Consider the following 20937-nt stretch of genomic DNA (forward strand, 5'->3'; position numbering starts at 1 on the left):
CGACGGGGATCCTCAGGGTGTGGAGGGCGCGGCCGCAGCCGCCGGCCGGTCGCGGAACAGCAGCAGGAAGGCGACCAGCACCACCAGCGCAACAGCGGCCGGGAACAGCCAGATCTGCTGCCAGTCGGGACCGGCCTCGGTGGTGAAGTGCTCCACCACCGCGCCGGACAGGAAGGTGCCGATCAACATGCCCACGCCATAGGTGGCCAGGGTGATGAACCCCTGTGCGCTGCTGCGCGCGGCAGGGCCGGCATGTGCATCGGTGTAGATCTGGCCGGTGACGAAGAAGAAGTCGTAGCAGATGCCGTGCAGCACGATGCCGATCACCAGCAGCGGGAAACCGCCACCTGCATCGCCGAAGGCGAACAGCGCGTAGCGCACCACCCAGGCGGCCATGCCGACCGCCAGCATGGTTTTCACCCCCAGCCGAACGAACAGGAACGGCATGGCCAGCATCAGCAGCACTTCGGAAACCTGGCCCAGCGACTGCAGGCCCGCCGCGCCGCGCACGCCGAGGTCGTTGAGATAGGGATTGGTGAAGTTGTAGTAGAACGACAGCGGGATGCAGATGGCGATGGAGGCCAGGAAGAACACCAGGTAGGCGCGCGACTTCAGCAGCCGCAGCGAATCCAGCCCCAGGATCTGCCCCAGCCCGGCATCGCGCTGCTGCGCCAGTGGCGGTGTGTGCGGCAGGGTGAACGCATACAGCCCGAGCACCAGCGACGCCGCCGCCGCCATCCGGAACGTCAGCTCAAGCCGATGCGCCTGTTCCCAGCCCAGCCAGCCGATCAGCACGCCCGCCACGATCCAGCCGATGCTGCCGGCCACGCGGACCAGCGGGAACTGCTTCTCGGGTGATTGCATGTGCCGCATGGCCACGCTGTTGGCCAGTGCCAGGGTCGGCATGAACAGCAACATGTAGCCCATGACGCACGCAGAGAACATGCTGAAGCTGGTTGCCGTGGACGCCAGCCACATCAGCGCGGCACCGGCCAGATGCAGTACCGCAAGAATGCGCTGCGCCGCGAAGTAGCGATCCGCGATCAGCCCGACCAGGAACGGCGCCACGATGGCACCGATCGACTGGCTGAGGAACGCGGTCGCCACCTGGCTCGCGCTGGCCTGCAGCGGGCCCTGCACCAGGTAGGTGCCCAGGGTGACGAACCACGCCCCCCAGATGAAGAACTGCAGAAACATCATCGCGCCCAGGCGCGACATGGCGTGCGTCATGGCTTGCCCTCCCGGGGCGGTCTTGGCTCAGATTCCCAGCATGCGGTGCAGTGATGCGGCGTCGGTGCCACTGTCGGCGAAGTCATCGAAGGCGCGTTCGGTCACGCGGATGAGGTGGTCGCGGATGAAGGCGGCACCCTCGCGCGCGCCGTCTTCCGGGTGCTTCAGGCAGCACTCCCATTCCAGTACCGCCCAGCCGGGGAAGTCGTACTGCGCGAACTTCGAGAAGATCGCCTTGAAGTCGATCTGGCCGTCACCGGGTGAACGGAACCGGCCCGGACGGTCGATCCAGTCCTGGTAGCCGCCGTACACGCCGCTGCTTGCGCTGGGGCGATGTTCCGCGTCCTTGACGTGGAAGATGCCGATGCGCGCGTGGTAGCGGTCGATGAAACCGAGGTAATCCATCTGCTGCAGCAGCAGGTGGCTGGGGTCGTACAGGATCTTCGCGCGGGGATGGTGGTCGACCTCATCGAGGAAGCGCTCGAAGGTTGCACCATCGTGCAGGTCCTCGCCCGGGTGGATCTCGAAGCACAGGTCAACGCCGCAGGCATCGAACGCATCCAGGATCGGGCGCCAGCGACGGCCGAGTTCGGCGAAGGCTTCTTCCACCAGTCCCGGCGGGCGCTGCGGCCAGGGGTAGAAGTAGGGCCAGGCCAATGCACCGGAGAACGTGGCATGCGCGGTCAGCCCCAGGCGCTGGCTGGCCTGCGCCGCCAGCCGCAGCTGCTCCACCGCCCAGGCCTGGCGGGCGGCCGGGTTGCCGCGCTTGTCCGGTGGCGCGAATCCGTCGAACAGGCTGTCGTAGGCAGGATGGACGGCAACCAACTGCCCCTGCAGGTGCGTCGACAGTTCGGTGATCTGCAGGCCGTGCCCGGCCAGCATGCCGGCAGTGTCGTCGCAGTACGCTTGGCTGCGCGCCGCCTCCGCCAGGTCGAACAGGTGGGGCGCGGAGGTGGGGACTTGTACGCCAGAATAGCCCAGACCCGCGGCCCATCCGGCCAGCGTGTCCAGCCGATCAAAAGGAGCTGTGTCGCCGATGAACTGCGCCAGGAACAGCGCTGGACCCTTGAGCGTCTTCAACGTGATTCGCCCTCGATGCAATCGATTGCATTATCCTAGCAGGGGCTTACGCAGGACCTGTTGTGCAGTGCACAGCGGGCAGGAGGACTAACGCCATGGCCACCATCTACGACATCGCAAAACACGTCGGCGTGTCCGCCGGTACGGTGTCGCGCGCGCTTTCCCGGCCGGACAAGGTGCTGCCGGCCACCCGCGCGCGCATCGAGCAGGCCGCCGCCGCACTGGGCTATGTGCCCAACACGGTGGCGCGCACGCTCAAGACCCAGCGCAGCGGCAAGATCCTCGTCACCGTCCCGGACATCGCCAATCCGTTCTTCGCGCAGATCCTGCAGGGGGCGGAGGAGGCCGCGCAGGCGGTGGGCTATGCGGTCCTGCTGGGCGATACCCAGCATCAACCCGATCGTGAGGAGCGCTACGCGCAGATGCTCCGGCGCAACGAGGCCGACGGCATGATCGTGCTGGGCCATCGCCTGCCACCGACCGCGCGCGAGATCGTCGAGCAGCGCGGCGCCGCCGCACCGGTGGTCAACGGCTGCGAGTTCGACCCCGCGCTGGGCATCCCCAGCGTCCACATCGACAACGCCGCCGCCGCACGCGCGGTGATGGAGCATCTGTACGGGCTGGGACACGAACGGATTGCGGTGGTCGGCGGGCCGCCTGACAATCCCCTGCACCAGCAACGGCTGGAAGGGGTCCGCGCGGCCGGCAAGGCGCGTGGCCGCCTGCGCCAGCTGAGCATCGTGCCGGGTGACTTTTCCGTGGAATCCGGCCATGCAGCGGCGATGGCGCTGCTGGATGGCACGGCCGCGCCGACCGCGGTGTTCTGCTTCAGTGACCAGATGGCACTGGGTACCCTGGCCGCTTGCCGGGACCTGGGCATCCGCGTGCCGGACGAGCTGTCCGTGGTCGGCTTCGATGATCTGGCGTCCTCCCGCTACCTCACGCCCCCGCTGACGACCATCCGGCAGCCGATGCGGGAGATTGGCGAGCGTGCGGTCAACCTGCTGCTCGCCATCATCGAGCACGTCGATGTGCCGCTTCAGCAGACGCTGGAGTTCAGCTTCAAGCTGCGTGGCTCGACGGCTGCGCCCCGCCCCGGGTAACCACGGGGAGCGGGAGGGGCAGCGGCAGCGGCCCGCGCGATATCGCGCAACCTTGATCCCGAATTGACGCAAAGCTGTCAGACTCATCGCAGGCAGCCCGGCAAGGGCCGTAGCACCAGGTGCGATCGCGCAAGGGGGTCGGCAATGCCATTCTTCACCGATTCGGCGGAAGGCGCGGTCGAAGGCATTGGCGCGGCACGTCGCATCGGCTGGATGCGTTTCGTCGGCAATGGGCTGGGGGCGATCCCCATCGCTTCGATCATGCTTGAACGCCAGGACGGCGGGCTGGCCTGGGTCCTGCTGCTGCTCAACGCGCTGGCGTGGCCGGCACTGGCACTGCGGCTGACCCAGCGCTCCCGCCAGCCGGCGGTCGTCCAGTTCCGTTGCATGGTGGCCGACTCCTTCTTCGGCGGTGGCTGGATCGCCTTCATGGCGTTGAGCGCGGTGCCCAGCGCACTGTTCGCCGCGCTGCTGGTGGCCGACAAGATCGCCGCCGGTGGCGTGCGCCTGGCGATGCGCGCCACGCTGGCCCTGCTGCTGGGCTTCGCACTCACCTGGTGGTTGCTCGGCTTCCCTTACCAGCCGGTCACCTCGCAGCGCACGATCGTGCTGAGTGTCCCGTTCCTGTTCGTGTATGGCATCGGCCTCAGCATTCTCAGCTGGCAGCTGGCGCGCCGGGTCAAATCGCAGAACCGTCAGCTGCAGCGGCTCAGCCGGATGGACCCGCTGGTCGAGCTGGCCAACCGTGGCTTCCTGATCCTGCGTGCGCAGCAGGCGCTGGACCGGGCACAGGGCCAGGGCGGTTCTGCCTGCCTGCTGATGCTCGATGTGGATGATTTCAAGCGCATCAATGACTCGCATGGCCACCGCGCCGGTGACGAGGTACTGCGGCATATCGCGGCGACATTGCGCACCTTTGCCCGGCCCGGTGATACGCCCGCGCGGCTGGGGGGCGATGAGTTCGTGGTGCTGCTGCGCGACTGCGCGCCCGTCGATGCGATGCACGTGGCCGAGCGGGTGCGCCTGCACCTGCTGGAGGCCGCGCAGCAGGCCACGCCGGGCGTGGAGTTCAGCGTCAGTATCGGCATTGCCGCCACACCGCGTGGCGGCAGTGTCGAGGACTGGTTGGCACTGGCCGACCGCGCGCTGTACCACGCCAAGCGGCAGGGCAAGAACACGGCCAGCTACGGCGAGTGAGTGCGGCACCGCCGCCGCCGAACGAGGGTGAAATGCCCGTTCATCCTGCACGCGGAATCGGCATGCCAATCCTCTACCATGGGCCACCCCGCCCGGACGCGCTCCCATGCAAGACGCTCTCGTTGCCCAGCCCAAACCCCCCATTCCAAGGATCGCGGCGTGGCTGATGATGCTGCTGGGCATGTGGCTGGCGCTGAAGCTCGGCCTGGTAGTGACCCTGCTGTCCGGCCTGCTGGTGTTCCAGCTGACGCACGTGCTGGCCTCCACCGTGGAGGGCAAGCTGCCGCCGGGGCGGGCACGGGCGATCGCAGTGATCGTGCTGTCGGCGATCATCATCAGCGGGCTGGTACTGGCCGGCATCGGCGTGGCCTCGTTCTTCCGCAACGAGACCGGCGGCCCGGACGCATTGCTGGCGCGCCTGATGGAGATTCTCAACACTTCGCGGCACCAGGTGCCGGCGCTGCTGCAACCCTACATTCCCGAAGACATGCCGGCGTTGCGCGCGGCGCTGAACGACTGGGCCGCCGAGCACCAGCGGCAGCTGGGCGTGGCCGGTACCTCGGTGGTACAGGTCGGTGTGCGCGTACTGATCGGTATGGTGCTGGGCGCGATGATCGCGCTGTATGACGAACTGCCGCTGCCGAAGATGGGCCCGCTGGCGCAGGAGCTGGTCGGGCGCACCAGCCGCCTGGCCACCGCGTTCCGCCAGGTGGTGTTCGCGCAGGTGAAGATCTCGCTGCTCAACACCGTGTTCACCGCCATCTTCCTGCTGGGCGTGCTGCCGTTGTTCGGCGTGCACCTGCCGCTGTCCAAGACCCTGGTGCTGATCACCTTCCTGGCCGGCCTGCTGCCGGTGGTGGGCAACATCATTTCCAACACGATCATCGCCATCGTCGCGCTGTCGGTCTCGTTCTATGTGGCGGTGGCGGCGCTGCTGTACCTGATCGTGATCCACAAGCTGGAGTACTTCCTCAACGCGCGCATCGTCGGTGGCGAGATCCAGGCGCGTGCCTGGGAGCTGCTGCTGGCCATGCTGGTGATGGAGGCGGCCTTCGGCCTGCCGGGCCTGGTCGCCGCACCGGTGTTCTATGCCTACGTGAAGCGCGAACTGGTCGACCAGCGCTGGATCTGACGCGGCGGGGCATGACGTAATTTGCCCCGATTCGACAACCCGTGCGGCCTTTGTCGGTGCGTTCGCGGCGGGCGCGGTATACCCATGGCAACGATTGATCCGGTAGCGGCTTGGCGCCTGTGCAGGCGGCCGCTACAGTGTTGTGCACTACAGGGGAAATGTGCATGGCCCGCAAGGCGTCGCCCATCGGATTGCGGACCTGGGTCTGGATCCTGGCCGGGCTGTTCGTAGTCTGTACGCTGCCATTGATGGCCATCGCGCTGGTGCAGGGCACGCTGCGCTTCACTGCCGCCGAGGACAACCTGGTCAGCCTGCGCCAGCTGCGGCAGACCTTCGACCTGGCCAACCTGGTGTCGGCCGAGCGCGGCCCCGCCAACAGCCTGCTCGGGGCCGACACGGCCGATGCGGGCGAACAGGCCCGGCTGGCGGCGGAGCTGGCAGTCGCGCGCAAGCGGGTCGATACCGCCCTGCAACGCCTGGACACCGTGTTCAACGCTGACCCGGGCGTGGTCGACGAACACGGGCTGCTGGCCGATGCGCAACGTCGCCTGCAATCGGCGCGGGCCGCGGTGGACCGGGTGGCGGCACAGCCGCATGGCGCGCGTCAGGTGGAGGACGTGGGGCGCGCGATCAGCAGCATGTTCGCCGTGGTTGATCGCCTGCACGTGCTGACCTCGGCGCAGATCAACGTGCTGGTCAGCGCCGACCGCGAAGCGGCGATTCCGGCGATGCAGGGCCAGGTACTGATCGACCTGCGCGAGCATGGCGGCCGCCTGGCCTCGAACGTGATGGCGCCGGTGGCGGTACCGGGGGCCTGGCGTGACGAACAGGTGCGGGCGGCATTGCAGACCGAAGGCCGCCTGCTGGAGCTGTGGCGGCTGGCAGGCAGCCATGAAGCGGTGTTCCGCAGTGATCCGGCGCTGTCCTGGCATTGGGACATGGCGCGCCGGCAGTTCTTCGGCGAATCGCTGCCGATGATCGAACAGTTGATCGAGGATGGCCGGCGCGGCGTGCCGCCGCCGTGGACCACCGCCGAATTCACCACCCGCTACGTGCCGACCCTGCGGTCGCTGGAAGCGCTGCGGGACGGCTACCTGAGCGTGTCCATCGCCCGTTTCGAACGCACCCGCAATCGCGAAGCGACGCGCCTGGTGGTGCTGGTGGCGACGGTGCTGGGCACGCTGGTGGTGCTGGGCGTGGCGCTGCGCATCGCGCATCTTCAGATCCTGCGGCCGCTGCTGCAGGCGCAGAAGCAGGTCATCCAGATCGCCTCGGAAGCGCCCGGCCCGGAGCAGCATGTGACCCACCCGCTGGCCGAGATGCAGCGCCTGTTCGATGCCATCGAAGTGCTGCGCGAGAAGTCGCGCGAGCGCTCGGCATTGACCAGCGAGCTGCGCCAGCTGGCCGGCACCGATGAGCTGACCGGGCTGTTGAACCGGCGCGCGCTGGACGAGTTGGTGCAGCAGCGTCATGCCGACGGTGGCAACAGCGCGGTGGTGATCCTGCTGGACGTGGACCGCTTCAAGGCGATCAACGATGGCCACGGGCATGATGCCGGTGACGAAGTGCTGGTGCAGGTGGCGCAGCTGCTGCAGCGCCACCTGCGCCGCAGCGACAGCATTGCCCGCTATGGTGGCGAGGAGTTTCTCGTGTTGCTGGCCGACGGTGATCTGGCCGGTGGCCGCCAGCTGGCCGAGTCGCTGCGGGTGGCGCTGCAGCGGCTGGACATCGCCCTGGTCGGTGGCAAGGTGCTGCGCGTCACCGCCAGCTTCGGTGTGGCCGAGGGCGGCACCGACGCGCTGGGCTGGCGCACCCTGCTGCGTGCCGCCGACGCGGCCATGTACCAGGCCAAGGCGCAGGGCCGCGACCGCGTGCGCGTGGCCGGCGGCGGCCGCAACGCACGTTGACGGCACCCATCAGCCGATCTGCGCATGCACGCGCCGCAGCGTGCGCGCAATCATCCGGCGCGCGATGGGACGCGGCACCGAGAGTCCACGCCAGCGCAGCGCACCCACGCGGAAGGTGGCGCTGGCAGTGGCCAGCACCTTGCCGGCCGGGTCGGTCAGCCAGCCGCGGGTGAAGGCGATGCTGCCCTTGCTGTGCTCGACTTCGCCCCAGCCGATGATCCGCCCGGGCCGTGCGGGGCTGACGAAACTGGTCTTGGATTCGACCGTGACCGCGATGCGGTTGGCAGGCAGGGTGGCGTAGATCGCTGGCCCCATGCAGTCGTCCAGCATCGCTGACAGGAAACCGCCCTGCACGTTGCCCATCGGGTTGGTGAGCACCGGCCCGGCCTCGAACTCGACCTGGATGCGGCGCAGTGCATCGTCGTAACCGACGAAGCGCCAGCCGAGCAGGGTGCCGGCCTGGGAGCGTGGAAGATCACCGTTGACCACGCTGTAGAAGATCGATTCGGGATTCATCGTGGAGCCTCGCGGGGGAGAGGGGAGAAAAAGAACTCACTGCGGTAGCGACAACAGGGCCAGCACGAATCCGATGACCGACAGCAGCACCACCGCGGCGCCGGCGGGCACCGGTGTACGCGCACCGGTGCGTCGCCGCACGCCGGAAGCGACCAGGACCGGCGGCAGGGTGGCGACCAGGCAGAACAGCTGGAACGCCAGCAGCTGCGGCAGTGCGAAGTGACCTCCGAAGAAGATCAACCAGGCCAGCATCACGCCGGCACCGGCCAGTGCGATCCAGGCAGCGCCGACCACGCGGATGAGTGCCATCAGCAGCACCTGCATGCGGGGGTCGATCTGTGCCCACGGCCTGTCCACGGCCTGGCCGTGGTAGGGCATGAAGTCGGAGCGTTTCAGATAGGCCGCAGCAAACAGGCAGACAATGAAGAACGCCAACAGGTAGCAGCCGAACGCGAGCCAGGCGGACAGGTCCATGTGGAGGCCATGCGGTTGCGGAGGAAAGGCCGCGTTTGTACCGGCAGCCATGCCGGTCGCGCCACGGGGTTGCGCGATTCTGGGGCAGCACGCCGTTAGGGGCGTGTCGCGGCTTGCAGGGCCGTTCCTCCATCTGCCGTTAACGCCAGTGTGGTGGTGAGGAATGCGTCACGTACGCGCCATGCGCTCTATCTCGTTTCCTGTGAAGAGGCCGCAACTACCCCTCCACGCCCAGGTCACCGCGCTGCGCAGACGCTGGGATTCCATTCCATGAAGGACGACGCCATGACCCAGCTCACCCTGCCCGAACTGGCCAGGAAAATGGCCGGCATTGATTTCAGCCTGCTGCAGACCCACGCCGGTGGAGAGATTGCCGGCCGTCCGATGAGCAACAATGGCGACGTGGACTATGACGGTGACAGCTGGTTCTTCACCACCGAAGACACCGACATGGTGCGCGAGATTGAAGCTGACCCCGCCGTTGCGCTGGGTTTTTCCGGCAGCAAGTCGCTGCTGGGCAAGCCGCCGCTGTTCGTGCACGTGCAGGGCAGGGCTGTGCTGGTGCGCGACCGGGCCTCGATGAGCCAGCACTGGGTGAAGGACCTGGAGCGCTGGTTCGAACAGGGCGTGGATACACCGGGACTGGTGCTGATTCACGTGCGCGCCAGCCGCATCCACTACTGGGATGGCGAGGACGAGGGCGAAATCGTGATCTGACCGGAACCGCGCAGCGCCCGGCGCATCGCGTTCCAGGGTCAGCAGCGCGCAGGGTGTGCTGCCGGATCCTCAAGGTTGGCCAGTTCCGGTGCCAAGGCGTGCTCCACCGCACGCCGCAGCAGTGCCGGTGCGACATAGTGCCGGTGCCCGGCGTCGATCAGGGCCATGTACATGCCGCCGAACGCATTGAGGGTCTGCACGCGTGAGCCCAGGCTGATCTCGACATGTCCATCGCGATGCCGCTGCACGCGCACGCTGCTGCGGAAACGCAGGTGCCGATCGTCGGCGCCGAGCAGGACTTCGGCGTCGTTGTCCTGCGTATCGATGTGCGAATCCAGCACCGGGAATCGACCAGCGAACAACCGGCTGCGATCGGTCGACAGCAATGACGACACCGGGCATCCCAGCGGCGACGTGCGCAACCGCAACGGTGCCACCAGTCGGTTTCGCAGCGCCATCAGCTGGCCTACGCCGCTGGGTGGATTGCGCAGGAAGCCCTCCAGTACGTCGGCCAGCAGCGCCGACGCGGAACGGTGGACCACCTGCGAGGGTTCCAGGCACAGGGTGGTCAGGTCCTGGTAGTGGCTGTGCGGCAGCGCTGTGGTCAGCAGGCCATCGGTGGGCGCGGGCCGCGAATGGATGGGATAGGCCGGTGTGGCACGTTCGACGAACCCGCGCAGCGGCCGCATGGGGATGCGGCGCAGCGGGCCGAGCAGGGCACGGGTACGCGCGCACAGGTGCGCGCACACGCTGGGAGGTGCCGCCTGCAGCGACAGCTGCAACAGCGGTGCCGCCGCAAGCGAGGTGCACGAAGGCCAGTACGATTCCGGAAGCACCTCGGTCAGGCTGGGGATATCGGCGGCATTGCGCTCCACCTGCGCACGGGTCTGCTCGCTCATTCGGCCTGCCAGTTCATCGCTGTGGCAGGACAGCGCAAACAGCGCCGGATGTGCAGGATGGTTCGACGCGAACTGGTGCCAGGTGCCGCCGCCGAAGCGCACGGTAAACAGGCAGTCCGGTGGGATGCGGACGCGCCGGAGCGTGCGCGCGAAGGCACCAGGACCTGCTGCCAGCTGCGCGTCGGAGGCGGTAGCGAAACGCAGCTCGGCTCCCGCGCTGCCGGCGATGGCGGTGAACATGCGCGGGCCTGCATGGCGATGAAACGGGTGGCCACCGGCACCGACGGTGAAGCTGTACAGCGAGGAGGCATCCCCGTGCTGCAGGTGCATGCCACCCAGTCGCGCCGAAGGTTCATCCAACGCATCGATGAAGGCCGGGTGGTGGCGCTGACGCTGGCCGGCGTCACTCACCAGCGCGTCGCCGGCACCGATGCCGAGCTGCGCGATCAGGGTGACTTCGGTCGGACTGCCGCCGTCCTGTGCCGGAAGCTGCACTGCTGGAAACGAACGGCGATCGCGGGTCGAACCAGGCATCGTCATGCTCCTTGGCGGGGCGGATCAGCGGGCGGGGGACTTGCGGCGGGCGCGGGCTTCACGCTTGAGCGGGCCGCCGACCGGGCAGACTTCGGCCGCCCACGAGAACAACGTGTTGGCCAAACGGTCGGGTACCTGCCTGAAGTACACGAACTGGCCGCGTTTCTCGCGTTCGATCAGTCCGGCTTCCTCGAGGATGCGCAGGTGGCTGGACAACGCCGGCTTGCTGAAGTCGAAGCGCTCGGCCAGCTCGCCCGCGCTGAGCTCGCCGGCGCTGAGATAGGCCAGGATCTGCCGGCGGGCGGTGGAGGCAAGGGCTTCGAAGATGCGGTCCATGGAGAGCTAGTTAACTAATTCGTTAATTCATGTTGCTCCCGCAGCTTAGGACTGTCAAGCCATGACCCATTGCGCGGCGCGCCCGGGCTTTGCCATCCTCCCTGCTGTTTTCCGTAGCGTGGAATCCCGATGCGTCCTGCGTTCTGGCTGGCTTTGGCCCTGCTGCCCACCCTGGCGGTGGCGCAACCCGCGCGTACTCCCAAGGCCAAGGCCCCGGCGCAGGATCCCTTCAGCGAGTTGTTCGATACCGCCTGCATGCAGCACATCGGCGCGCCGGCGCGGTTGCAGTCGCTGATGGAATCCAACGGGCTGTCACCGCTGCAGCCTGCCGAAGCGGCAACGTTGCTGCAGGGGCAGTCGGGCGTGGCCTGGATGGTGCCGCTGGCCAGCGGCCGCTATGCGGTCAGCTGGGCCGACGATGGCACCTGCTCGGTGTATGCGGAAAAGGCCGAAGCGGCGGTGGTGCAGAAGGGCTTCGCACGGCTGGTGCAGGCGGCACCGAAGCCATTGCAGGCGCGCTCGCTGCCGGGCCGTGGTCCGCTGTCGGCCGACCAAGTGGCGATCCAATACGGCTGGGCCACGCCGGGGCAGGCCAAGCTGCAGGTGCGCTTCCGGCTGGTGACGCGGCAGGCGGCCGAGGCCGGCGTACAGGCGATGGCCTCGGTGACGCCGGGGGACGCGATGCTCGAACCCGCGGCTCCCACCCGATAACGCCTGCCGGGGCCCGCGCCCAGCCGGTGGACCATGCTCGCGATTCGGCCTTTCACGCAGGATGTGGTATATCGTTTATCGATAAATCCACCCTGGGGCGGCGAGGCCACCCCAATGCCGGAGGCCGCTTGACCGCTCGTCCCGCCCGCGCCAGACCCGCGCGAGGCTTGTTCACCCTGGCCCAGGCCGCCGTACAGGCCGTCCGGGCGATGTGCTGGCTGGGCATCCTGGCCGCACTGCTGGCGGTGCCACTGGTCGCCCATGACCGCCGCTGGCTGCTCGACAGCGTGCATGACGCCGAGGCCGCCGCCGCGCATGGCAACGACCTGTTCCTGCACTTCTGCCTGGGCCTGGGCGCGATCGTCGCGCTGCTGGTGCTGTGCCTGCTGTTCCTGCGCCATCTGCTGAGGCTGCTGAAGTCGGCGGCGCGCGAGCGGCCGTTCACCCATGCCAATGCACAGCGCCTGCAGCGCATGGCCTGGCTGATGCTGGCAATGGAACTGCTGTCGATCCTGATCGGTGCCTACGCGGCCTGGATGGGCCCGGATTTCACCTGGATGGAGGTGGGCGGCGGCATGTCGATCACCGGGCTGGTGGCGGTGCTGATGCTGTTCGTGCTCGCACGCGTGTTCGCCGTGGGCGCGGCGATGCGCGATGACCTTGATGGTGTCATCTGATGGCGATCGTCATCACCCTGGACCGCATGCTGCAGGCACGGGGCATGACCCTGTCCGAGCTGGCCGGGCGCATCGACATCACCCTAGCGAACCTGTCGATCCTGAAGACCGGCAAGGCGCGAGCCATCCGCTTTTCCACGCTGGATGCGATCTGCCGCGAACTGCAGTGCACGCCCGGCGACCTGCTTGGGCATGACCCGGCGCAGGCGCAGGATGCCGACTGAGTGGACGCCCTCTTCCCTTACCCACTGACGAAACGGACCTGAAATGGAATGGTTGGCTGACCCCTCGATATGGATGGGCCTTGCAACCCTGGTCGTGCTGGAGATCGTTCTCGGCATCGACAACCTGGTGTTCATTGCGATCCTTGCCGACAAGCTGCCGCCGCACCAGCGCGACCGCGCGCGGGTGATCGGCCTGGCGCTGGCACTGCTGATGCGGCTGGTGCTGCTGGCGGCGCTGGCCTGGATCATGAAGTTGACCGAGCCGCTGGTGACCTTGTTCGACCACAGCTTCTCCGGGCGCGACCTGATCCTGCTGGGCGGTGGCCTGTTCCTGCTGTTCAAGGGCACCATGGAACTGCACGAACGGCTGGAAGGCCGCGCGCATCACGAGGATGGCAAGAAGGTCTATGCCAGCTTCGCGATGGTGGTGGCACAGATCGTGGTGCTCGACGCGGTGTTCTCGCTGGACTCGGTGATCACCGCCGTCGGCATGGTCGACAACCTGGGCGTGATGTATGCGGCCGTGACCATCGCCATGGCGCTGATGCTGCTGGCCAGCAAGCCGCTGACCCGCTTCGTCAACAAGCATCCCACCGTGGTGGTGCTGTGCCTGGGCTTCCTGCTGATGATCGGCTTCAGCCTGGTGGCTGAAGGCCTGGGCTACAAGATCCCGAAGGGCTACCTGTACGCAGCGATCGCTTTCTCGATCCTGGTCGAGGCGTTCAACCAGTGGGTGCGTTTCAACCGTGAGCGCAACGAGCGCCGCCAGCCGTTCCGCCAGCGCACCGCCGATGCCGTGCTGAGGATGCTGGGCGCGCGTCCAGTGAACGGCCACGACGACGAAGGCGTGGACGAGCAGGTGGACGCCGACGAGCGCCTGCAGCCGGCGGAGCACGAAATGATCCGCAGCGTGCTGGGCCTGGCCGATCGTCCGGTGTCCAGCGTGATGACTGTGCGTGCCGACGTGCAATGGATCGACCTGGCGCGTGGTCAGGAGGATGTGGTGGCGCGCCTGGTGGCCTCGCCGCATACGCGCCTGCTGGTCGGCGACGGTGACCTGGACAGCCTGCGTGGCGTGGTGCAGAGCCGGGACGTGCTGGCCGACCTGCTGCAGGGCAAGCCACTGCAGCTGGAGGGCAACCTGCGCGAACCGCAGTACGTTCTGTCCACTGCCAGTGCGCTGCAGGCGCTGGAACTGATCCGCCAGCATCCGGTGCCGCTGGCGGTGGCGGTGGACGAGTACGGCAGCGTGGAGGGCCTGGTGACCGCCAACGACCTGCTGGCGGCGATTGCCGGTGACCTGGTCGATACCCAGGACGAGCGCTATGGCGTGGTGGCGCAGGGCGAGGATCAATGGGAGGCCGATGGTGCGCTGACCCTGGACGACCTGCAGCGTTTGGCGGGCGTGTCGCTGCCCCGCAGTGCCGACTACATGACCATCTCGGGTCTGGTGCTGGAGCAGCTGGGCCGCCTGCCGGACGTCGGCGACGCGGTGGAGGTGGCCGGCGTGCGCATCACCGTGCTGGCAATGGAGAAGCGCCGTATCGCCCGCCTGCGGGTGGAGCGCCTCGACGGAATGGCCTGACCGCCTGTTGTTGTAGAGCCGGGCCCATGCCCGGCTGCGTGTCGAGAAGCCGAGCATGGGCGCGGCTCTACACAACACGACCCGCAGCCGTCACCATGGCGGGCCCGCTTTCTGTCATGGATGGTTGCAGTGCTGAGTACGATCGGTTTGTTGATGGGCCTGTATGTGGCCTGGCGCCTGTTCTGGCCGCTGCGCATGCCCATCGGGTTGAAGGTCGTGCTGTCGCTGCTGGTGGTGGCCATGGCCGTGCAGCTGCGCATCGTGGCCACCTTCTGGGGCACGATGGCATCGCCGGAAATCCCGAAGATGGCCATCGCCGTCCTGGCCACCGGCTCCACGGCGGTGCTGCTGCTGGCGTTGCTGATGCTGGTGCTGGATGTGGGCCTGCTGCTTTCGCGCCTGCTGCGTTGGCCGCGCATCGTATCGGCCCTGCGCGCCTCGAAGCTGCGGCCGTTGGCCGGCCTGCTGGCGCTGCTTGTGAGTGGCTATGGCATCAGCCAGGGCATGGCCGTGCCCCAGCCCAGGCAGATCGACGTGGCGATCAAGGATCTGCCTGCTGCGTTCGACGGCTATCGCGTGCTGCAGCTGACCGACATCCACGCCAGCCGCCTGCTGACCGGCGACTGGGTGCGCAGGGTGGTGGACGAGAGCAACGCGCTGAAGCCGGACCTGATCGTGATCACTGGCGACCTGATCGACGGCAGCGTCGAGGCCCGCCGTGACGACGCGCGTCCTCTGGCCGATCTGCGAGCGCCGGACGGTGTCATCGCCATCACCGGCAACCACGAGTACTACGCGCAGTACCAGGACTGGATGCAGGCATTCCGCGCACTGCGCATGCAGGTGCTTGAGAACAGCCACATGCAGGTGCGGCGCGGCGACGCGGCGCTGACCATCGCCGGTGTCACCGATCCGGTGGCGGCGCGCTATGGCCTGCCGTTGCCGGATCTGGATGCTGCGCTGGCCGGTGCCGATCCGTCCGCACCGGTGATCCTGCTCGACCATCGCCCGCGCAATGCACGCGAGGCGGCGGCGCGTGGGGTGAAGCTGCAGCTGTCCGGGCATACCCACGGCGGGCAGATCATCGGCATGGACCAGCTGGTGAAGCGGACCAATGGTGGCTTTGTCTCCGGCCGCTACGACGTGGAGGGGATGACGCTGTACGTGGGCAACGGCGCGGGCCTCTGGGCCGGTTTCCCGGCGCGCATCGGCGTGCCTTCGGAGATCACCCTGATCACGCTGCGCCGCGCGCCTTGACCTGATGTGGGGTCAGATCCCTTTGCCTTTGGCAAAGGGATCTGACCCCGGCCCGTCAGGCCGCCCGCAGCGGCGGCCGCGCATGCGCACTTCGACGCAGGGCCTGCGCCCGCTTGGCGATCCAGCGCACCACGAAGGCGGTGAACAGCAGCGCCGACGGCACCGCATACCAGAAGTTGCCGGGCACGCGCTTGAAGTACGAGTAGGTGAACACCGCCGCGATGATCCACATGCCGGTGACGTGCAGGCGACGCCAGGCGGTGGGTCCCATGCGCCGGGCGAGCCCCCGGTGCGAGGTGATGGCCAGCGCCAGGATGGCGATGTAGCCCACCGTGCCCGGGAGGTTGGCCAGCGCGGAGCGTGCTGGCCAGAACGCCGGGTTGAGGATGCCGAAACTGGTGATGGCGACTGCGTGCAGCAGGTGCGAGAACGCGAAGGACAGACCGATGATGCGCCGTTCGCGCAGCAGGAACCGGGTGAACGGGCCGGGCAGCAGGGTGGCGAAGGAGGATGCCGTGAATGCCGCCAGGAACAGCAGGAACGATGTGCGGGCGGTGAGCCGGATCGCCGCGCGGCTGCCTTCGGCTGCATCGGGATACAGGGCGAAGGCGGTCAGTGCGAACGCGATCAGGACCACGGCGATGGCTACGAACAGGCGCCAGCCGTGCAGGAAGGAAATGTTGGAAGCAGCCATGATGAGACCTCGAAGTAGGGGGCGGGTAGTGCCGGCCGCTTGCCGGTCAATGAACGGGTAGTGCCGGCCGCTGGCCGGCACCTCAGAAAGCAGGCAATGCAACCAGCACCCCCGCCGTGCACAGCTCGCCCAGAACGGGCACGCAGGCAGCACGCAATGCGTCCGTTGCCACGTCATGTGTTTCGGACAGCGCCTGCAGTGCCTCATCCACACGCGCGCCGTCGTCACCGAAGACCGAAAGCAGCGCGTAGGCCAGCGGTGACGGTTGCTCGACCTTCAGGCTGAAATCGGCGCGGCGCTGGATCACCAGCAGCGTGGGAGCTGCGCCCAGCACCGGTTCCAGCCCCTCGTCCCCATGCACCGGCCACCGGTACCCAAGCACCCGCACCAGCGGCGAAACCGCCAGCACATCACTGTCCTCGGGTAAGCGCTGCAGCAGACACCCAGCGCCACGCGCTTCAATGTGCAGCGACTGCTGCGTGCTCTCGTAGTGCGCCAGTTCCGCCGCCCAGTCCGGCAGTGCCAGCGTGTCCTGTACTGCCAGCCAGGCCGCGAACTCGCCGGCGATCCGTGGGAACAACGGGGTCTGGCAGGCGTGGTGGGCGTAGTAGTGCGCCACGGTGTCGCGCCAGCGCGACGTGCCCAACTGGTGTTGCAGGCGCGGCAGGCTGCCGGCCAGCAGGGTGTCCAGGCTGTCGATGCACAGGCGGCGGTATACCGCCAGCCTGCGCGCCTCCACGCCTTCGGGTGCGGTCTTTGCAGGGTCCCGCACATGATCGGCCCAGCGCCGTTGCAGGGTAGCCAGCGACTCAGCCATGGGCCACCTCCGGCCAACGTGCCTCAGCCTGTGCCTGGCGGATCTGCGCGACCTCGGCCAGCAACCCGGCCAGCGGCGGGAAGTTGAAGTCGCGTTCGAGCAGCGTGGGACGCACGCCCACCCGCATGTAGGCCTCGCGCAACAGGGCCCAGACCACGCCTTTCACCGGCGCACCATGGGTATCGATCTTGAAGCCGTCGTCTTCATCGAAGTGGCCCGCTACGTGCAGCGAGGCGACACGGTGGGACGGCACGTGGGCCAGGAATTCGAAGGCGTCGTAACCGTTGTTGCAGGCATTGACGAAGACGTTGTTGACGTCCAGCAGCAGGTCGCAGTCGGCTTCGGCGAGCACGGCGTTGATGAAGTCGATCTCGCTCATGTCCGCGCCGGCAACGGCGTAGTAGGAAATGTTCTCCACGGCGATGCGCCGGCCCAGCATGTCCTGCACCTGGGCAATACGGCCGGCGACATGGTGAACGGCCTCGGCGGTGAACGGCAGTGGCAGCAGGTCGTAGACATGGCCACCGGCGGCGCAGTAGCTCAGGTGTTCGCTGTACAGCTGCACCTGGTGCAGGTCGAGGAAGGCACGGGTCTGTGCCAGCAGGGTGCGGTCCAGCGGATCAGGACCGCCCAGCGACAGCGACAGGCCGTGGCAGGTCAAGGGGTGGCGCTCGCTGAGTTGGCGCAGCGCGTTGCCGTGTGCACCGCCGACGCCGATCCAGTTGTCGGGGGAGACTTCGAGGAAGTCGATGGCACCGGCCGGCATGGCCAGCAGTTCGTCGATCAGGCCACGGCGCAGGCCAAGACCGGCGGCATGGGTGGGCAGGGGCAGGGACATGGCGGATGCTCCACAGAGAGCGCCGCCTTGAAGGCGGCGCCGGGTGAACGTCGATCAATCGGCAACGCGGGAGAACAGGCCCTTCGGCATCGGCTTGCCGTTGGCGGTGTAGACGCTGCGCAGGTAGTCGTGCGCTTCCTGCTCGCTGATGTAACCGTCGTGGTCGGTGTCGATACGGTCGAACTCGGCGGCACGCTTGGCGGCCACAGCGTTGAATTCGGCACGCGAGACCTTGCCGTCGTGGTCGCGATCAGTGCGGGCAAACGAGGCGTCGCCGCACTTGCCTTCGCCACACTGGCCCTCGGCCACCTTGGCCTTGCCGGCGTGCGTGCCGGTGGTGGCCTTGTTGGCCCCGCACTTGCCTTCACCGCACTTGCCTTCGGCGGCGGCGCTCATGGCCACCGCGCTGATCGCCAGCGGCTGGATCGCCGCGGCCTGGCCGGCCAGCAGCAGGCCACCGGCCAGGGCGATGCCGATGGCACCGATGCGCGGCAGGCGGGAGGAAGAGGTATTCTTGGTCGAGATGGACATGGTGGTGACTCCTTGGGAAAGCACGCGGGGCGTGCGGGATGGACGCCGCCGAAGAGGCGACGGAAAGCGAAACGCGCGGGAACAGGGGAGTCGGCTCAGGCGGCGCGGCGACAGCGCAGCAGATGGCCCAGCAGCAGCACACCGCCGAGCAGGGCACCGCCGAAGCCGATGCCGGGCAACAGCGCGGCAACCGGCAGCAGCAGGGCGATCAGGCTGACGCCCCAACCCAGGCCGTCATTGCGTTCCGTGGCACGGCCGGACCCGGCCAGCAGCCGGTCCAAGCTGAGTGCGCCACCGCCGTTGAGGATCAGTGGCAGCAGCATGGCCAGGAACAGCAACGGCAGCTTGAAGTTGCCGTAGCCCTGGTCGGTGATCGCATAGCCCTGCCAGAGTTCACCCAGGCCGTTCCATTGGTCGGGCCAGTGCACGGCGGCGATGGCAACGATGGTGAGTACCCAGAACACGTAGGCCACCGAGCGCGTGGCCAGGCCGAGCAGCAGCATCACTGCACCCACCAGTTCCAGCCACGTGGCCAGCTGCCAGTTCAGCGACGCGGGCAGTGTGGAGAACGGGAACGGGAAGCGGCCTTCCAGGTCGGCGAACCAGTTCTGGCCGCCCAGCTTCTCGCGGCCGGATTCAAAGAACTCCCAGGCCAGCAGGGTGCGCAGCGCCAACGGCGAGAGCCAGCGGCCGACGGCGTCCAGGCGGGGCGTATACACGGAAGAAGCGGTGCTGATCATGGTGGTGTCCTGCGGGCCAGTGGTCGATGGAAGCCATTCCAGGCGGCGCAGGTATCGGCAACGTGTGCCGTTGCCCGGGGTTTTGTCAGCGACTGTGGCCGCGGCCGGGGTTTCGTACAGTCAGATACAAAGACGATGCGCGGATGCGCATCGGGGCGTTGCGCGCCCGCGTGCGGACAGCGATATCCACCCGAAAGCGCCCGGCCAGGACCGGCGCGCGAATGTATCCCACTGTAGAAACCCGCCTGCGCCCTACAGTCCGGTACAACTCCGCGCTGCGGAGAAACAGCGCCGATACACCGGCAGGCGGAAATGGCCACTCCCAACTCCGGAGTGCCCCCATGATCCGTACCTGCTTGCTGGCCGCCGCTCTCGCCCTTGCCGCCGCCGCCCCTGCCTTCGCTGCCCGGGCCGATACCGCTGCACCGCCCACCGTCATCCTGGTGCACGGCGCGTTCGCTGATGGCTCCAGCTGGAGCAAGGTCACCAGCACCCTGCATGACTGGAAGCTGCCGGCGGTGGCCGTCCAGAATCCGCTCACCTCGTTGGCCGACGACGTCGCCGCCACCCGTCGTGCGATTGCCGCTGCGCCTGGCAAGGTGGTGCTGGTCGGCCACAGCTGGGGTGGCACGGTCATCACCGAAGCGGGCAATGACCCGAAGGTGCTGGCGCTGGTGTATGTGGCGGCGTTCGCACCGGATGCAGGGCAATCATCGGCGCAACAGGGCGAAGGCTTCCCGGTCGGTCCGGGCCTGGCCCGCCTGCAGGAAAGGGACGGCTACCTTACGTTGCCGGCTGACGCTGTCGCCCAGGACTTCGCGCCGGACGTGATGAAGAAGTCGGCCGCACTGCTGTACAGCACGCAGGTCCCGTTGAAGGCCAGCGCGCTGGGCGAAGTAGTGAACGTTGCGGCGTGGCGCAGCAAGCCGAGCTGGTACGTGCTCAGCCGTGACGATCGCATGCTGTCGCCGCAGCTGCAGGCCGCCACCGCAAAGCGCATTGGCGCGCAGCTGCAATCGATCGGCAGCAGCCATGTGTCGCTGCTTTCGCATCCGGCGCAGGTGGCCGACAGTATCCTCGAAGCGGCGGGGGTGAAGCCGGCGGAACTGCCACTGGCCGAGCAGGGGGGCTGAGCGATGGCCGGCCTGCGTGCGTACGTGCTGCCGTTGCTGATGGGCGTGCTGGGTGGGGCTGCGCTGTTGATGGCCTGGCCCAGCCCGGAGGCCGATGCGCAGCCGGCACAGGCCCTTCCCGCCGCCGGGTTCGACGGTGGCGGGCCCTGGCACAACAGCCCGCCGCTCACACTGGAGCAGTTGCGGGGGAAGGTGGTGCTGGTCGAGTTCTGGACCTACACCTGCAGCAACTGCCTCAACGTGGCGCCGTATGTCCACCAGTGGCATGCGCGCTACGCGTCGCAGGGCCTGAGGGTGATCGGCGTGCATACGCCGGAGTTCGCCTATGAAGGGCTGCCTGGCAACGTGCGCAAGGCCATCGCACGGTTGGACATCGCCTGGCCGGTGGTGCAGGACAACCAGTACCGGATCTGGAACGCCTGGGGCAACCGCTTCTGGCCCGCACTGTACCTGCTCGACCGGCAGGGGCGGGTGGTCTACCGCCATTACGGCGAGGGCGACTACGCACGTACCGAAAGCGAGATCCAGCGCCTGCTGGCCAACCCCTGAGCCGCGCTACCATGGCCGCACCGCGCGGCCTTGACCTTCGTCCTCATCGAGAACGC

General features: G+C 67.7%; 23 protein-coding genes. 12 read left to right on the forward strand and 11 right to left on the reverse strand.

Going from position 1 to position 20937, the window contains the following annotated elements; genetic code table 11:
• Nucleotides 1–12: 12 nt before the first annotated feature.
• Together AC5P6H_RS14375 and AC5P6H_RS14380 are read right to left on the reverse strand one after the other, a co-directional pair.
• Entirely contained in the window at nt 13–1230 is a 1218-nt protein-coding gene (locus tag AC5P6H_RS14375; protein WP_014646305.1) for a nucleoside permease, read from the reverse strand.
• A 27-nt stretch (nt 1231–1257) separates the two neighbouring features.
• Nucleotides 1258–2310 carry a sugar phosphate isomerase/epimerase family protein gene (locus AC5P6H_RS14380; protein WP_142234398.1) on the reverse strand — a complete coding sequence of 351 codons (1053 nt, stop codon included), beginning with the start codon at nt 2308–2310 and terminating at the stop codon, nt 1258–1260.
• A gap of 95 nt (nt 2311–2405) precedes the next feature.
• Between AC5P6H_RS14380 and AC5P6H_RS14385 the strand changes: the two genes are divergently transcribed.
• The 4 genes from AC5P6H_RS14385 to AC5P6H_RS14400 all read left to right on the forward strand — a co-directional run bounded on the left by AC5P6H_RS14385 (nt 2406) and on the right by AC5P6H_RS14400 (nt 7649).
• Nucleotides 2406–3413 carry a LacI family DNA-binding transcriptional regulator gene (locus AC5P6H_RS14385; RefSeq protein WP_046429416.1) on the forward strand — a complete coding sequence of 336 codons (1008 nt, stop codon included), beginning with the start codon at nt 2406–2408 and terminating at the stop codon, nt 3411–3413.
• Between the two features lie 144 nt (nt 3414–3557).
• The gene (locus tag AC5P6H_RS14390; RefSeq protein WP_445392226.1) at nt 3558–4610 is read left to right on the forward strand and encodes a sensor domain-containing diguanylate cyclase; all 1053 of its coding nucleotides are present in this window, start codon (nt 3558–3560) and stop codon (nt 4608–4610) included.
• 106 nt (nt 4611–4716) lie between these two features.
• On the forward strand, nt 4717–5742 hold the full coding sequence (locus AC5P6H_RS14395) for an AI-2E family transporter (RefSeq protein ID WP_032961540.1): 1026 nt from the start codon (nt 4717–4719) through the stop codon (nt 5740–5742).
• 164 nt (nt 5743–5906) lie between these two features.
• Nucleotides 5907–7649, forward strand: coding sequence for a diguanylate cyclase (locus AC5P6H_RS14400; protein ID WP_197606130.1), 1743 nt, complete (start codon nt 5907–5909; stop codon nt 7647–7649).
• Between the two features lie 9 nt (nt 7650–7658).
• Here the strand turns inward: AC5P6H_RS14400 and AC5P6H_RS14405 are convergent, their stop codons facing one another.
• Complete coding sequence (locus AC5P6H_RS14405) at nt 7659–8165, reverse strand: PaaI family thioesterase (RefSeq protein WP_046429424.1); 507 nt, start codon at nt 8163–8165, stop codon at nt 7659–7661.
• Nucleotides 8166–8201: 36 nt separating this feature from the next.
• Entirely contained in the window at nt 8202–8639 is a 438-nt protein-coding gene (locus AC5P6H_RS14410) for a hypothetical protein (protein ID WP_046429425.1), read from the reverse strand.
• Between the two features lie 285 nt (nt 8640–8924).
• Between AC5P6H_RS14410 and AC5P6H_RS14415 the strand changes: the two genes are divergently transcribed.
• Nucleotides 8925–9356, forward strand: a complete 432-nt coding sequence (locus tag AC5P6H_RS14415; RefSeq protein ID WP_495202817.1) for a pyridoxamine 5'-phosphate oxidase family protein — start codon at nt 8925–8927, stop codon at nt 9354–9356.
• A 38-nt stretch (nt 9357–9394) separates the two neighbouring features.
• Here the strand turns inward: AC5P6H_RS14415 and AC5P6H_RS14420 are convergent, their stop codons facing one another.
• Both AC5P6H_RS14420 and AC5P6H_RS14425 read right to left on the reverse strand, forming a co-directional pair.
• Complete coding sequence (locus AC5P6H_RS14420) at nt 9395–10789, reverse strand: DUF2867 domain-containing protein (protein WP_134808602.1); 1395 nt, start codon at nt 10787–10789, stop codon at nt 9395–9397.
• Nucleotides 10790–10813: 24 nt separating this feature from the next.
• Nucleotides 10814–11125 carry a metalloregulator ArsR/SmtB family transcription factor gene (locus tag AC5P6H_RS14425; RefSeq protein ID WP_004147836.1) on the reverse strand — a complete coding sequence of 104 codons (312 nt, stop codon included), beginning with the start codon at nt 11123–11125 and terminating at the stop codon, nt 10814–10816.
• Between the two features lie 129 nt (nt 11126–11254).
• Here AC5P6H_RS14425 and AC5P6H_RS14430 point away from each other — a divergent pair, with 129 nt between their 5' ends.
• From AC5P6H_RS14430 to AC5P6H_RS14450, 5 genes are all read left to right on the forward strand, one after another.
• A complete protein-coding gene (locus AC5P6H_RS14430) occupies nt 11255–11836 on the forward strand; it encodes an NMCC_0638 family (lipo)protein (protein ID WP_032960801.1) in 582 nt (193 codons plus the stop codon).
• Nucleotides 11837–12045: 209 nt separating this feature from the next.
• Nucleotides 12046–12513 carry a DUF2975 domain-containing protein gene (locus tag AC5P6H_RS14435; protein ID WP_041864087.1) on the forward strand — a complete coding sequence of 156 codons (468 nt, stop codon included), beginning with the start codon at nt 12046–12048 and terminating at the stop codon, nt 12511–12513.
• Nucleotides 12513–12737: a helix-turn-helix domain-containing protein gene (locus tag AC5P6H_RS14440; RefSeq protein WP_012479411.1), complete on the forward strand. Its 225-nt coding sequence runs from the start codon at nt 12513–12515 to the stop codon at nt 12735–12737. Before AC5P6H_RS14435 ends, AC5P6H_RS14440 begins: the two co-directional genes overlap by 1 nt.
• A 43-nt stretch (nt 12738–12780) precedes the next feature.
• Nucleotides 12781–14322, forward strand: a complete 1542-nt coding sequence (locus tag AC5P6H_RS14445) for a TerC family protein (protein ID WP_445978367.1) — start codon at nt 12781–12783, stop codon at nt 14320–14322.
• Nucleotides 14323–14442: 120 nt separating this feature from the next.
• On the forward strand, nt 14443–15579 hold the full coding sequence (locus AC5P6H_RS14450; protein WP_495202797.1) for a metallophosphoesterase: 1137 nt from the start codon (nt 14443–14445) through the stop codon (nt 15577–15579).
• A 55-nt stretch (nt 15580–15634) separates the two neighbouring features.
• Here the strand turns inward: AC5P6H_RS14450 and AC5P6H_RS14455 are convergent, their stop codons facing one another.
• The 5 genes from AC5P6H_RS14455 to AC5P6H_RS14475 form a co-directional block, all read right to left on the reverse strand.
• On the reverse strand, nt 15635–16273 hold the full coding sequence (locus AC5P6H_RS14455; protein ID WP_014646319.1) for a ferric reductase-like transmembrane domain-containing protein: 639 nt from the start codon (nt 16271–16273) through the stop codon (nt 15635–15637).
• A gap of 82 nt (nt 16274–16355) precedes the next feature.
• Complete coding sequence (locus AC5P6H_RS14460) at nt 16356–17090, reverse strand: HvfC family RiPP maturation protein (RefSeq protein ID WP_495202798.1); 735 nt, start codon at nt 17088–17090, stop codon at nt 16356–16358.
• Entirely contained in the window at nt 17083–17928 is an 846-nt protein-coding gene (locus AC5P6H_RS14465; RefSeq protein ID WP_046429440.1) for an HvfB family MNIO-type RiPP peptide maturase, read from the reverse strand. Before AC5P6H_RS14465 ends, AC5P6H_RS14460 begins: the two co-directional genes overlap by 8 nt.
• A 54-nt stretch (nt 17929–17982) precedes the next feature.
• Nucleotides 17983–18459 carry an HvfA family oxazolone/thioamide-modified RiPP metallophore gene (locus tag AC5P6H_RS14470; protein WP_495202799.1) on the reverse strand — a complete coding sequence of 159 codons (477 nt, stop codon included), beginning with the start codon at nt 18457–18459 and terminating at the stop codon, nt 17983–17985.
• Between the two features lie 95 nt (nt 18460–18554).
• On the reverse strand, nt 18555–19199 hold the full coding sequence (locus tag AC5P6H_RS14475; protein WP_495202800.1) for an HvfX family Cu-binding RiPP maturation protein: 645 nt from the start codon (nt 19197–19199) through the stop codon (nt 18555–18557).
• Between the two features lie 341 nt (nt 19200–19540).
• Between AC5P6H_RS14475 and AC5P6H_RS14480 the strand changes: the two genes are divergently transcribed.
• Nucleotides 19541–20332 carry an alpha/beta hydrolase gene (locus tag AC5P6H_RS14480; protein ID WP_495202801.1) on the forward strand — a complete coding sequence of 264 codons (792 nt, stop codon included), beginning with the start codon at nt 19541–19543 and terminating at the stop codon, nt 20330–20332.
• A gap of 3 nt (nt 20333–20335) precedes the next feature.
• Nucleotides 20336–20881, forward strand: coding sequence for a redoxin family protein (locus AC5P6H_RS14485; protein ID WP_049441155.1), 546 nt, complete (start codon nt 20336–20338; stop codon nt 20879–20881).
• The last annotated feature ends 56 nt before the right edge of the window (nt 20882–20937 follow it).

The sequence above is a fragment of the Stenotrophomonas sp. YJH_SMC_110 genome, assembly GCF_059369255.1.